8 protein-coding genes are annotated in these 13,245 nt (G+C 60.4%); 3 read left to right on the forward strand and 5 right to left on the reverse strand.

Annotated features, from left to right (window positions below):
• Positions 1–10: 10 nt before the first annotated feature.
• Genes ACFOTD_RS32940 through ACFOTD_RS32955 form a run of 4 tightly spaced genes read right to left on the reverse strand, consistent with a single transcriptional unit; the run spans position 11 to position 5,577 of the window.
• Positions 11–1,261, reverse strand: a complete 1,251-nt coding sequence (locus ACFOTD_RS32940; protein WP_378124237.1) for a glycosyltransferase family 2 protein — start codon at positions 1,259–1,261, stop codon at positions 11–13.
• Positions 1,248–2,852 carry a hypothetical protein gene (locus ACFOTD_RS32945; protein WP_378124238.1) on the reverse strand — a complete coding sequence of 535 codons (1,605 nt, stop codon included), beginning with the start codon at positions 2,850–2,852 and terminating at the stop codon, positions 1,248–1,250. Before ACFOTD_RS32945 ends, ACFOTD_RS32940 begins: the two co-directional genes overlap by 14 nt.
• Positions 2,853–2,880: 28 nt before the next feature.
• On the reverse strand, positions 2,881–4,419 hold the full coding sequence (gene wsfD / locus ACFOTD_RS32950) for a glycan biosynthesis hexose transferase WsfD (RefSeq protein WP_378124239.1): 1,539 nt from the start codon (positions 4,417–4,419) through the stop codon (positions 2,881–2,883).
• A 33-nt stretch (positions 4,420–4,452) separates the two neighbouring features.
• On the reverse strand, positions 4,453–5,577 hold the full coding sequence (locus tag ACFOTD_RS32955; RefSeq protein ID WP_378124240.1) for a hypothetical protein: 1,125 nt from the start codon (positions 5,575–5,577) through the stop codon (positions 4,453–4,455).
• Between the two features lie 411 nt (positions 5,578–5,988).
• On the opposite strand from ACFOTD_RS32955, the gene ACFOTD_RS32960 reads away from it, so the two are divergent.
• Positions 5,989–6,471, forward strand: a complete 483-nt coding sequence (locus ACFOTD_RS32960) for a MarR family winged helix-turn-helix transcriptional regulator (protein ID WP_378124241.1) — start codon at positions 5,989–5,991, stop codon at positions 6,469–6,471.
• Positions 6,468–9,668, forward strand: coding sequence for an efflux RND transporter permease subunit (locus ACFOTD_RS32965; RefSeq protein ID WP_378124242.1), 3,201 nt, complete (start codon positions 6,468–6,470; stop codon positions 9,666–9,668). The genes ACFOTD_RS32960 and ACFOTD_RS32965 overlap by 4 nt, the downstream gene beginning before the upstream one ends.
• Before the next feature lie 557 nt (positions 9,669–10,225).
• On the opposite strand, the gene fumC is transcribed toward ACFOTD_RS32965, so the two are convergent.
• Entirely contained in the window at positions 10,226–11,617 is a 1,392-nt protein-coding gene (gene fumC, locus ACFOTD_RS32970; protein ID WP_378124243.1) for a class II fumarate hydratase, read from the reverse strand.
• A 298-nt stretch (positions 11,618–11,915) separates the two neighbouring features.
• On the opposite strand from fumC, the gene ACFOTD_RS32975 reads away from it, so the two are divergent.
• Complete coding sequence (locus tag ACFOTD_RS32975) at positions 11,916–12,929, forward strand: aldose 1-epimerase (protein WP_378124244.1); 1,014 nt, start codon at positions 11,916–11,918, stop codon at positions 12,927–12,929.
• Positions 12,930–13,245 lie beyond the last annotated feature (316 nt).

Here is a 13,245-nt window from a genome sequence, read left to right on the forward strand (position 1 = left end):
TCCTCCTCGCTTAGAATCTTTCGGTTTTGTACCATTTAACCTCGCGCTTGAAAATCTGATCCTTGAAGTAGTTGTAAAGGCCGTAAGCGGCGACGACCATCCACATCTGGCAGTAGGTGACGTACATCAGCATGATCAGCCAGAGGTTCGACAGCTTCATCTCGCCCTTCTCCGTGATCAGCGTGATGTACGTGCCGACGACGAACAGCGTGATCGCCAGCATCCACAGAAACGAGCTGAATCCGGCGATGGTCGTCTTTACGTAACCTAACGCGTGCAGGACGAGCAGCAAGTCGGATACGATCAGCGAACTGACCAGCAGGAAGTAGATGGCGACAAAGTACAGGAGATCGAAACGAATGCGGGCCGCCTTGCGGTTAAATAGCAGCGGGAAGTTTTTGACGATGACGTATACGTTTCCCTTCGCCCAGCGGGACCGCTGCTTGAACCATACTTTAACCGTCTGGGGCTCCTGCTCCCAGGTTACCGATTTGGGCTGGAACTTGATCCGGTAGCCCATCATGTAGATCCGGAAGCTGATCTCCGTGTCCTCGGCGATCGCCTTGACGTCCCAGCCTCCGATTTCCTCGATAATGTGCCTGCGCATGATGAAGTTCGTACCCGGTATCGTGCAAAGCTTGAACAGCTTCCACCTGCCTGCCTGGGCCATCCACTGGAACGACAGCGTCTCGATGTTGATGAAGCGCGTGAGCAGGCTTGCGTCCCGGTTGCGGGTGCGGAACTTGCCGATGACCGCGCCGAGTTTGGCATCCGCCATGATCTCGGCGACGAGGTAGGTCAGCGCGGTCTTCTCTGGCGTGTTGTCCGCATCGTAGATGGCGATTAGCTCGCCCTTGCTTTGCGCGAAGCCGATGTTGAGCGCGTTGGATTTTCCCTTGCCGCCGGTCACCTTGTCGGTGTTGATGACGATCAGGTTCCTGCCCGCGTACCGGCGCTGAAGGCCCGAGAGCAGCTCGCTGCTGTTGTCCGAGGAATTGTCGTTGATGACGATAATCTCGTATCGGTCGTGCGGATAGTTCAGGGCAAGCAGCGACTCGACGGTTTTGACGATGACCATGCCTTCGTTGTGGGCCGGCACCATAATGGATACGAACGGAGGCGTCTCCGGCAGCGCCGGCACGGGCAGGCGGTCCGTCTGCAGATAAAAGAGATAGCCGGCGACGATCAGCACGACGTTCACGAGCAGCAGCGACCAGATACAGATGACCGAGATCAGCATCAAAATGTCAAAAGGAGTCATGACGGCCTCCTGGATATAGGAATTTTCGTTTATAACGACGATAGCCAATGAACAGGAAGAGACCGAACACGGCAAGGGATGTGCCGATAATTACCATGAGAATTTGGTTCTGGATGCCGAACAGCTTGGCAAAGCTGGTCTTCGCGGCTGCGGTGTAGGCATAATCTTCGTCCACCGCTCGCTCGTGCTTGCCGATATCCAGCGGCTGGCCGTCGATCAGCAGGCTGCCGCCGGATGACTGGACGGTCAGCCGGTCCGTATGTACCGCGTGCGTCCCGTTTTTCAGATCTGCAAAGGGAATCCAGCTGCGGGAGATCGTATCGATGGCGTCTTCCATGGCGGCCTCGTCCTGGAACAGGTCGAAGGAGAGGGCCAGATTCAGCGGCAGCGGCGTTCGCAGGGCGGTGCCGCGCTGCTCGAAGTTCTGCAGCTGCGCGAACGGCATGACGAACGGCGAGAATACGAAGGCCGTGGACGCGGCCGTGGACTGGACGTGCTGCCCGTCCGCATTGGGCTCAAGGAAGACCGAATCGAAAAAGGACATGCCCTGCGAGGCGTAGACCTTGTCGTAGGTCCAGAACAGGCCTGCGCCCATGCCGAGCGGCGCGATGCCGTTCGCCGCAAGAAGCTCGACGAAGCCGCTCATCTTGCCGTGAAGCGAGCCGTCGCCGGCCGTCGAAGTGGCGGCGACGGCCGGCGCATCGACAACGATGCTGCCGTTGCGGGCTTGCACGTATTGCAGCGCTTGGAGATATCGCTGCATCGCCGGGTAGTCCGTGTTGTAGAAAACGGGCTTCACGCTGACTGAGAAAGGGACGCCGGCGCCGTAGAGCCGGTCGGCTAGCGTCTTCAGCAGCTCGAGATCGGAGAAGGGATAAATCTCCTTGATCAGCATGTACGTCCCGAATTCGCCGCTCGCGTGCAGCCAGTCCTTCATCGCATAAGCCAACGCAAGCTCGGTTAGATCGCCGCCGGCCAGGTAGCTGGCGTAGGCGTAGCCGTCCGCGGATAGGGCATAGGGCGAGCGCGTTCCGTCGCTCGTGAACGTCAGCGAGCCGAAGCGGCTGGCATCGCCTGAAGCTCCAGCGACGTAGTCCAAGTCTTCGACGGCCGATAAGGTCTGGCTGTAGTCTCCTGCATCGAGGCGGACCGAATCGAGCGGCGCGGCGGCAAGCTTCAGGCCCAGCTTGGCCCGCATGCGGTCGGGGAGCTCCTGCCCTCCGATCTGCAGGTAATCTCCTTCGTAGGATGCCAGATCCGACGCAAGCGCGCTGCCTGCAATGGAGAGATCGGGAGCGTTGCGTACGACCGCGACGCGCTTGTAAGACTTCAGGGTTCCTGCGGCATAGCGGTCGACGGGCATCGCGGCGACCTCTATGCCGTAGGCGGCGAACAGCCGCTCGAGCGTCTCCACGTTGCCCGCCCGCGGCGTCGACAAGGCGAGGCTGTCGTAGAGGAGCAGCACGGGACTCGCCGATGAAGCGGGTGCGTCGGCGGCGTAGACGGGTCTCGCGGAGATGGAAGTGCATGCGAGCGCGAACGCCAACACGATTAGCGCCGCAGTCCCCGGCATGCCGAATCTCTTTCGCATGAATCTTCCTCCTCGCGTGATTGGTCGCTTAGGCGGCGGTCGTCGCCGCGGGAGCCGTGTCCGGACGCAGCGGCACGTTGCGCCAGAGGCGTCCGAGCACCGCGTCGGATATCGTCATGAAGGTCACGAGGTCGAAGGCGATCGTAAACATGAACTCGTGCTTGGCCAAGTCGGCGTCGCCGGCGCCCACGATCGAGATCGCGATCCCGGCGAGGCCGAGCAGGATCATCATGAGCAGCAGAGGCAGCCTGACCGCCTGCCTTCGGTTTTTGGCGCGCACGGCGGAGACGAACGAAGGCATGTACAGCCCGACGACGACAATCGTCCACAGGAAAAGGAAGCCGAAGGTTTTAGGCGTCAGAAGCTTCTTGAGCGTGCTGTACAAGGAAAAGAAATGCGTTTGCGCGCCGGAGGCATGACCTTCCGATTTCTCGAAGTTGCCCATCGCCTCGGGTCTCGTCGTAAACGCGTCCTTGGCCGCTAGGTTCAGCATTCGCCCTGCCTGGTCCGGGTGCGCCGCGTAATAGGCAAGCACCTTGCCGAAGCCGAATTTGCCGTAAAATTCGGTCAGCATTTTGTTGGAATTCACGTCGATCGTCGTATAGGGCTCGTAATAGATCGTGCCGCTGAGCAGCGAATACTGCCCGTCGATTCCCATGCTCTCAAGCGACTTCTCGGGATCGCTCGAATCCGGCAGCACGCCTCGGGTCATGGCATGGTATTTGTTGATATTGACGAATTCCTGCGGAATCAGCACATAGGAAGCGATACTGACGACAAGCAGCAGCGTCAAGCCGCCGGCCGCACTAAGCCTGTACCGTCGGTCGCTGCGCGCCAGCAGCACCCAGATGCCGAACAAGGCGATCAGAATGCCGAGCGGCGCATTTTGCTGTTTGCTCGTGACGAGCAGCAGCGCGCTGACGACGAACACGGCGAGCATGGCATAATCGTTGAATCTACGGCGATAGATCAACATACCCGAGGCCAGCACGAACAGAGACATGATCAGCATTAAAGCCTCGCTGAAGAAGGAGTTGAAATATGCGGTATAGGCCGTATCTCCGAAGATGAAGACCGCGAGCGCTGCGATGGCATATCCTCGCTTGCCGGGCGCTTTCCAGGTCAACGCCTCGACCAGCATATAGACGGCTGCGGCGTAAAGGGTCAAATAGAAGGCCGCTTGGACGCGAATATCGAAAGTCCGGGCATCCAGGAACCAAACGTTCAGCTGCAGCGCGATACGAATGAACAGCGACTGTGACGATGAGAGCGTGGCGCCGTTCTCGTTGAAGTACTGGAAGATGCCGTAGTGCTTGACGAAATATCCGAAATATTGGCTGGCGTAATCCGGCGCGTTGAAGTAAATGCCGTTGCTGTAGAGGATGCGGAAATAGTCGCCGTTATCGGCCATGCCGATATAGGGCTTGACGAACAAGGCGGCCGCCGTAATTGCGAGCACCGCGGCGGCCGCGAGCAAAGAGGGAGAAGCGTAGCGGGTCGCCGCTCTGAAAAGACGTTTCCAATAGGCGGCGGTCGTCCCCGTGCCCGACGGTTCCGATCGGCTCATATTCTCCTCTCCTTCCCGGCCTGCAGGCTGTATCTAGTAAGCGTAAGCCAGCAGGGCCGTCAAATTGTCGAACGAGTAAGCCTGGCCCGTCGCGGGATCGCCGAAGCCGCCGTCCAGCGGTCCTCCGGTTCCCGTCGTTCGCAGTTCGTTCATTCGCGCGATCGCCTCTTCATATAACTCCTTGTCGCCCGCGGCGGACCCGATCATGGCGGCGAGCGCGTAGATCGCGGTGGAGCGCACGTCGTCCTTCGCCGCTCCGTCCCGGCTGTATGTACCGAAAAGCGTGCCGGCGCCGACCTGTTTCTTGATGTACGCGATGCTCTCGGGATGCGCGAGCCCGGCCTCGGACAAGTGCAGGATCGTCACAAGCGATTCTACGGTCCGGATGTCCTGGGGAGACGCGTATTTGCCCGCGCCGTAATCGTAGCGCGTCTCGTAAAAAGGAAACGCGTCGCCGAGATAGCCGCCTTCAGCCGTGCGACGGGCTTTTTCGAGCAGTATCTTCTTATCGTCGTCCGGTAGGTTCAGCATCCCGAGCGTCTTCAGATCGACATAACACAAGGTCAGAAAGTCGTTGGTCGTCTTGTACGTCTCGTCATAAAAGTCGTAGAGCCGTCCGTCCTTGACGTTGTAAGCGTAGAAACGCTGTCCGTACCTGTCGGCCTCGGCCGTATAAGCGGCGTCCTTGAAAATGGCGCCCGCTTCATAGAGCGCGCGAATGATGCGCAGGTCGTCGACGGCGGCATTGACGGGATAGCGCCGATCCGACAGCGGACTGTAACGGTAACTGAACGACGCGTCCATGTCGAATAGGGCCTTGGCGCGACTCCACGCCTCCGCAAACGGCTCGCGCCGGCCATCCAGCGCGTCGTATCGCATCAAAAGTCCGGCAGACTCGCTCAGGATCTCGTGGCCGCTCGCCGCGGTGGCGTCCTGTGCGGTCTCCAGCAAATTCGTGTAGATACCGTCCGGACCGGTCATGCGGTTCGCAAGGAATGCTTCGAGTGCGGCGCGCCCTTCGTCGTATGCCGCGGAGGCGCCGTAACGGTTGGGCGGCAGCGGGCTCTCAGCCTCGTCTCCCGCGCGCGGCGCTCCTTTATCGCAGCCGGCGAGCATCGCCGCGCACACGCCGAGTATGGCGATGAGTCGAATGATCATTTCGTCGCATCGCTCCTGTCCCGACACAATCGGTCGCATGGCTTTCTACAATAATTACCACAGGCAGCTTGTCTTTACGACGGCATTCGGAATCATCTTTGCATGGTTCGACATATTTTAAGGCATAAGGATTAAATGTCGATGAATTTTGGCGTTTCATAGCGTGAAATGTCGAAATTTTAGTTACATAAGATTATATAACCAATATTTGGTTAGAAAAATAATCCAATATACCTATCTTAGGTCCATAGAAAGTATTTTAGATGATACCTTTGATTTCGTAACGATAAACAATTTGGTAATTCGGGTTTCAAGGAGGAGCGTGCTGAAGGAGATTGACGTTAAACGGCGCCGGTGATATAGTTCGATAGTGAAACAATTCAACTATAGAATAATTAGAGGGTGATATTAATGCTGGCCGGACCGAAGCTTAATGGTCTCATCGAGCGGTACAAGGCTGCGATGTTTACCGTAAACCGGCGCATGACCGCGCTGCTGCGGGAGGAGATGCCCGGCGATCTGACGCTGGATCAGTTCGCGATCATTCAGTACGTGGGGACGCGCGAAGACTGCACGTCGACCGAGCTGGCCGACGTATTCTGCGTGGGCAAGAGCTCGATTACGGCGATCGTGACGCGTCTGGTGGACAAAGGCCTGATCGTGCGCAGCCCGGACGATAAGGACCGGCGCGTATTGTACTTAAGGTTGACTGAGGCGGGCGGGCGGTTGGCAGCCGACTTGAACGAGCGGATCGGATCGCTGCTCGGCGCATACGTGTCGGCGTTCGACGAGGCCGAAGCCGATCAATTCATAGAAACCTACGAGAAGCTGGCTCGCGCCGTCATGGATAGCGGAAGCCAGGCTTCCGAGGAGAGGAGCGGCGAGGATTCATGAGAAGCATCGTAAAATTCAGATGGGCGGTGCTCGCGCTCTGGCTCGCCGTCTTGGCCGGTCTCGTGCTGACGGCGCCGAATATGGCGGACCTGGTGCGGGAGAAGGGGCAGATCACCGTGCCGGACGGCTACACGTCGATGAACGCGAACGAGCTGCTGCACGAGCGGGATGCGCAGCGCGCGGGAGACGGCGAAGGCGGCGGCAGCGGCAACTCGACCGTACTGGTCTTCCACAGCGACGCCGCGCTGACCGATGCGCAGATGTCCGAGATCAAAGCAGGCATCGGCAAGCTGGTGTCCGAGAAAGAGAAGCTTGGCATCGTGTCGGTCACGACACATTTCGATACGGCCGAACTCAAGGACCAGATGGTGTCCAAGGACGGCAAGACCGTGCTAGCCCTGCTCTCGGTCGAGACGGGCGGACGCGAACTGTCGGACGTGCGAAAGGACCTGTCGGATGCGCTAGCCGACGTTAAGGTCGACCACTATTATACCGGCAACTGGATCATCCAGGAGGACGTCGTCCAGAGCTCCCAAGAAGGGCTGCACAAGACGGAGTACATCACCGTCGTCTTCATTCTGGCGATTTTGTTCCTCGTGTTCAGGTCCGCGATCGCGCCCTTCATCCCGCTGCTCACCGTCGGGATCAGCTACATCGCGGCGCAGTCGGTCGTTTCTTATTTGGTGAAGTATCTCGATTTTCCGTTGTCGAATTTTACGCAGATCTTCATGGTCGCTGTCATGTTCGGCATTGGCACGGACTACTGCATTTTGCTCATCAGCCGCTTCAAGGAAGAGCTGGCGCACAACGGCGGCGACAAGGTCGACGCCATTCTGACGACGTACCGGACGGCGGGGAAAACCGTCATGTACGCCGGTCTCGCCGTGCTCGTCGGCTTCGCCTGCATCGGCTTCTCCACGTTCAGCCTGTACCAGTCGGCCGTCGCGGTCGCCGTAGGCGTCGCGGTGCTGCTGATCGCGCTGGTGACGCTCGTGCCGTTTTTTATGGCCGTGCTGGGCAAAGCCATCTTCTGGCCGACGCGCGGCTCGCTCGAGCACAAGCCGAGCGGCTTCTGGGGCGCCATGGGCAGCTTTTCCCTGAAGCGGCCGCTCTGGTCGCTGCTCGTGCTGGCGATTGTGCTGACCCCGTTTCTTTCTATTTATAAAGGCTCGATCTCCTTCAACTCGCTTGACGAGATCGGCGACCGGTATGAATCGGTCAAGGGCTTTAATGTTATCGCGGACAGCTTCGGGCCTGGCGAGTCGCTGACGACGACGGTCGTGCTCAAGACCGACAAGGCGATCGACACGTCCGAAGGACTGGCGATGATCGAACGCGTGAGCCGCGAGCTGGCCGGCGTCGACGGCGTCAAAGCGGTCCGAAGCGCGACGCGGCCTACGGGCGAGGCGCCCAAGGACTTTCAGGTGACGTCGCAGGTCGATACGCTCGGCAGCGGACTCGACCAAGGCGCCGAAGGCATCGGGCAGGTGTCCAAAGGGCTCGCCGACGCAAGCAAGTCGCTGAGCGCGAATGCCTCCAAGCTCAACGGGGCGGCCGAAGGCGCCGACAAGCTCGTGGCGGGCACGCAGTCGCTGAAGAGCGGCATCGCGGAGCTGGAGAGCGGCCTGAAGGCCGTGCAGAAGGGGCTGAAGAGCGGCACGGCCGGCGCCGGCGAGCTCCGGCAGGGCGCCGCGCAGGCGAAGAAGAGCGCCGATCAGCTGTTGGCCGCGAGCCGCAAGCTGGAGGCGAGCTATGGGCAGCTGGCGAGCGGGCTCGGTCAGCTCGGCGCCGGCTACGGCGACATTGCAGCCAAGCAGAAGGCGCTGGCGGACGGTCTTGCCGATCTGGGCACGGGCATCGGCGGATTAGGCGATAAGTATCCGGAGCTGGCTTCGGATGCGGACTACCAGCGGGCGGTCGCTTCGCTCGGCCAACTGCAATCGAGCGCTTCGCAGCTGGCGGGCGGGCTGTCGCAGCTGAATGCCAAGCTGGACGGCGCGACGGCGGGGCTGAAGCAGGCGAACGCGGGCCTTGCGCAAGCCGCGGATGGCCAGGCGCAGCTGTCGGCGGGTCTTGAGAAGCTGTCCGCGGGCATCGCTTCGCTGCAGGGCGGGTTGCAGCAGGCTGCCGACGGGCAGGGCCAGATCGTCGGGCAGCTGCCCGGCGTGACCGGCGGGCTCGACAAGCTGGCGGACGGCCAGCAGCAGCTCGGCGACGGCTTCGCGCAGCTGAACGATCAGCTGGGCGAGCTGACGAGCGGCCTGGACAAGAGCGTGAGCGGCCTTGACCAGGTGTCTGGCGGCTTGAAGTCGGCGCAGGACTACATCGGCGAGCTGTCCTCGGCATCGGACAGCGACCTGAGCGGCTGGTTCATTCCGGCCGATGCGATTCAGCGTACGGACTTCCAGCAGGCGCTTGACGTCTACGCCTCGAAGGATCGCAAGATCACGACGTTGGACGTCATTTTCTCGGGCAATCCGTACGAGCTCGAGACGATGAAGCTGATCGATCCGCTGCAGCAAGCGATCGACCGCGGCTTGAAGGGCACGGCTTATGCTGCGGGCTCGACGCACGAGATCGGCGGCGTCACCAGCGCCAACAACGACCTGCACGAGATCTCCTCCGCAGACTACTCGCGGACGGTCGTGCTCATGCTGATCGGCATTGGTCTGATTCTGATCTTCATGTTCAGGTCGATCGTGATTCCGATCTACCTGGTCATCTCGCTGCTCGGAACGTACTACACGTCGCTCGCGATCACGGAGCTTATTTTCGTGCGGATCCTCGGGCATTCGGGCACGAGCTGGACCGTTCCGTTCTTCGGCTTCGTGCTGCTGATCGCGCTTGGCGTCGACTACAGCATCTTCCTGATGGACCGGTTCCGCGAATACCGGGACCTGCCGCCGCAAGAGGCGATCCTGAAGGCGATGCGGAACATGGGCACCGTCATCTTGTCCGCCGCGCTCATCCTGGGCGGCACGTTCGCGGCGATGCTGCCGTCGGGCGTCATGTCGCTGCTGCAGATCGCGACGATGGTGCTGTGCGGACTGTTCCTGTACGCGGTCATCGTGCTGCCGCTGTTCGTGCCGGTCATGGTGCGCACGTTCGGCGAGGCGAACTGGTGGCCGTTCATGGGCCGGCGGTCGACCTCGGCGGGCGGCGACAGCGCCGTCGGGCGGGTGTCGCGCGACGCGTAGAGCGGGGTAAGCGCGCTGGTTAAGTGCGTTAAATGTTGAATACGGGAGAAGCTCCGGAGACGGAGCTTCTTTTGCGTTATTGGGGGCGAGCGATATCGGCTTTTCGCACAATTTAGGCGTATCGGACAGGGGGGCCGTTATTCTCGCCAAATGGAGCCGGATAGACCTGGCTGCGGACTACAGCTCCGTTATTCCACCTGTACGCCGTGTTCAAGACGGATTTTTGAGTAAATAGGGGCTCCTCAGTCCGCAAACTGTCTGATTGCTGCGAGGCGCTCAGAAATAACGGATGCTATGTCCGCGGCTGTCAGCGAAAAGGCGGCGCGAGGGTGGAAGCACACGGAAATTTGCATGAAGGACGAGCGAGGCTCGGTTGCGTGCGGGTCACGGCGCGATGATGCACAGAAAATGTGCAAGGAGGGCGCTAGGAGCCTGGGTGCGTTCGATCACGGCGCGATTATGCACAGAAAAGGCGCATGAAGCCATTCGGCGGCACCAAAAAAAGCTCCCGGCCGTCAAATGACGACCGAGAGTGGCTAGTTCCAATCTAGTATGTTCTATTCCTTCGGGTGAATCATGTCTTCCGGCTTCACGTATTCGGTGAACTGCTCGTCCGTCAGCAGGCCGGTCTTGAGGGCGGCTTCGCGGAGCGTGAGGCCTTCCTTGTGCGCCAGCTTGGCGATCTTGGCGGCGTTCTCGTAGCCGATGTACGGGTTGAGCGCAGTGACGAGCATGAGCGATTGCTCCAGGTTGCGGCTCAGCACCTCGCGGTTCGGCTCGATGCCGACGGCGCAGTGCTCGTTGAAGGAGCGCATGCCGTCCGCGAGCAGGCGGACCGACTGTAGGAATGCGTTCAGGATAACCGGCTTGAACACGTTCAGCTCGAAGTTGCCTTGGGAAGCCGCGAAGCCGATCGTCGCGTCGTTGCCCATGACCTGGCAGGCGATCATCGTGATCGCTTCGGCCTGGGTCGGGTTGACCTTGCCCGGCATGATGGAGCTGCCCGGCTCGTTCTCGGGGATCGTGATCTCGCCAATGCCGCTGCGCGGACCGCTTGCGAGCCAGCGCACGTCGTTGGCGATCTTCATCAGATCGGCCGCGAGCGCCTTAAGCGCGCCGTGAGCGAAGACGGATTGGTCGTGGCTGGTCAGCGCGTGGAACTTGTTGGGCGCGCTCACGAAGCCCTTGCCGCCGGTCGCTTCGCTCAGCGCCTGGGCGACGCCGTCGCCGAACGCCGGATGCGCGTTGATGCCGGTGCCGACCGCCGTGCCGCCGATTGCCAGTTCCTTCAGCGTCTGCGCGCTGCTGCGGATCATTTGCTCGGTCTTTTCCAGCATCGCGTGCCAGCCGCTGATCTCTTGGCCGAGCGTGATCGGCGTCGCGTCCTGCAGGTGGGTACGGCCGATTTTGACGATATCCATGAACGCTTCGGACTTCGCGCGCAGCGTTTCCTTCAGCTCGCCGAGCGCCGGGATCAGCACTTCGTCGACCGCGACCACGCTCGCGACGTGCATGGCCGTAGGGAACGTGTCGTTGGAGCTCTGCGACTTGTTCACGTCGTCGTTCGGGTGAACGCGCTTGTCCGATCCCTTCGCCTCAAGCAGTTGATTGGCGCGCCGCGCGATAACTTCGTTGACGTTCATGTTGGACTGCGTGCCGCTGCCCGTCTGCCAGACGACGAGCGGGAATTCGGCATCCCATTCGCCGGCGACGATCTCGTCCGCTGCGGCTGCGATCGCATCCTTCTTGTCGGCATCGAGCTTGCCCAGCTTGTGGTTGACCTGTGCGGCCGCCTTCTTCAGTTGGGCGAACGCCGTGATCAGTTCCTTGGGCATCCGCTCCGTGCCGATCTTGAAGTGCTGGCGGCTGCGCTCGGTCTGCGCGCCCCACATAGCGGTCGAAGGGACTTGAATCTCGCCCATCGTATCGCGTTCAATCCGGAATTCCATTGCTGATTCTCCTCCTGCGCCTTTTTAAATTATGCGATCCGCCCTCGCGGAATATTTACTTCCGCATCTTGGGCCAAACCGTCTTTCGATAAAAGCGGCCCCGTTCGCCGAAGCGGTCCGCGAGCCGTTTTTAACATCACGTCTTCCATTATAATGGCTTGCCCCCGAGGTTCCAAATGAACGTTTCTTCATGGCCGTTAGAGTTATTTTGCCAGCTCCTTCTGTTACCCGCCGCGGAGTGTATGATATGCTAGGGTGAATGTACGTACAAGTCACGCTATACGCCTGGGAGGATACGATGACAGCGAATACGCAAGCTTACGAGGGTCAGTATGAGGGTTTGAAGGCAGTGTGGCTAAAGGCCGGTCCGTACGAGGCGGCGGTACTGCCGGAGATCGGCGCCAACCTGATCGCTTTCCGGGACACGGAGCGGGGATATGCCTTTCTGCGGGAGCCGGCTGCGGACGAATTGCAAGCGTTCACGGAGCGCCCGATGGTGCACGGCATCCCGGTGCTTTTCCCGCCCAACCGCTTCGAGGACGGCAAGTTCCCGTGGGAAGGCCGCGTGCTCGAGCTGCCCGTCAACGAGGCTGACCGCAACAACCATTTGCATGGCTTCCTTTATAACATTCCCTGGCAGGTCGACGGCTTCAGTGCCGACGCGCTCGGCGCCCGTGCGGTATTCAGCGTGAAGGTGGCAAAAGGAGACGCGGTGTACGCGCGGTTTCCGTTCGCGTTTACCGTTCGGCTTGAGTATACGCTCGGCAGCGACGGCCTCCATCAACGCGTCAGCGTGCGCAACGACGGCGAAGGCACGATGCCATGCCTGCTCGCCTTCCATACGGCGGTCAACGCGCCGTTCGTGCCGGGCAGTACGCCGGACGACTATACGTTCAAGCTGACGGTCGGCGAACGCTGGGAAATGGGCGCAGACGGCCGGATGCTGCCGACCAAGCGCAGATTGCCGCTCACGGACGCCGAGGCGCGCATGCGCGACGGGACGCAGTCCCCGTTTTTCGAGTCGCTGGACAATCATTACACCGCCGCTCCGCAAAACGGCCGCAACCGGATGGAGCTGACGGACACGCGCGCGGGCGTGAAGCTCGTTTACGACGTCGGCACAGGCTACAAGCAATGGATGATCTGGAACGACGGCGCCAAGGGCGGCTACTTCTGTCCTGAACCGCAGGTCAACCTCGTCAACGCGCCGAACATCGAGCTGTCGCCGGAGGAAAAGGAGCAGGCGGGACTCTTCGCGCTGTCGCCCGGCGAGATCTGGGAGGAAACGAGCAGGTTGTACACGATCGGCTGAACGAGAGCGGGACAGGCTGCTTGGCGCTGACGCCGGGCGCTTTTAGTCCGCGCAGCGTTCCTGGAGGCATCCGAATAAGGATGTGCGGCATCGTTATTCGGTGCCGGGGAGCGTGTCTGCCCGGAATAAGGATGTGCCGCATCGCTATTCGGTGCTGCGGAGCGTGTTTGGCGGAAATAAGGATGTGTGTGGACCTCTGTCAAGAAAGTGGACAGTACTTTAACGAGTTTTAGCTTATCTCTCTTACAGAAAATTGTGCACGAAACTGAGCCGGCGACAGGTATCCCAGCGAGCTATGGATTCGTTTGCGGTTGTA

Source organism: Cohnella sp. GCM10012308 (assembly GCF_042649185.1).
Taxonomy (GTDB): Bacteria; Bacillota; Bacilli; order Paenibacillales; family Paenibacillaceae; genus Cohnella.

Excerpts from the sequence above, each read along its gene's own strand:
- ACFOTD_RS32940 (WP_378124237.1), bottom strand. The coding sequence starts at position 1,261 with ATGACTCCTTTTGACATTTTGATGCTGATCTCGGTCATCTGTATCTGG.
- ACFOTD_RS32945 (WP_378124238.1), bottom strand. The coding sequence starts at position 2,852 with ATGCGAAAGAGATTCGGCATGCCGGGGACTGCGGCGCTAATCGTGTTG.
- wsfD (WP_378124239.1), bottom strand. The coding sequence starts at position 4,419 with ATGAGCCGATCGGAACCGTCGGGCACGGGGACGACCGCCGCCTATTGG.
- ACFOTD_RS32955 (WP_378124240.1), bottom strand. The coding sequence starts at position 5,577 with ATGATCATTCGACTCATCGCCATACTCGGCGTGTGCGCGGCGATGCTC.
- ACFOTD_RS32960 (WP_378124241.1), top strand. The coding sequence starts at position 5,989 with ATGCTGGCCGGACCGAAGCTTAATGGTCTCATCGAGCGGTACAAGGCT.
- ACFOTD_RS32965 (WP_378124242.1), top strand. The coding sequence starts at position 6,468 with ATGAGAAGCATCGTAAAATTCAGATGGGCGGTGCTCGCGCTCTGGCTC.
- fumC (WP_378124243.1), bottom strand. The coding sequence starts at position 11,617 with ATGGAATTCCGGATTGAACGCGATACGATGGGCGAGATTCAAGTCCCT.
- ACFOTD_RS32975 (WP_378124244.1), top strand. The coding sequence starts at position 11,916 with ATGACAGCGAATACGCAAGCTTACGAGGGTCAGTATGAGGGTTTGAAG.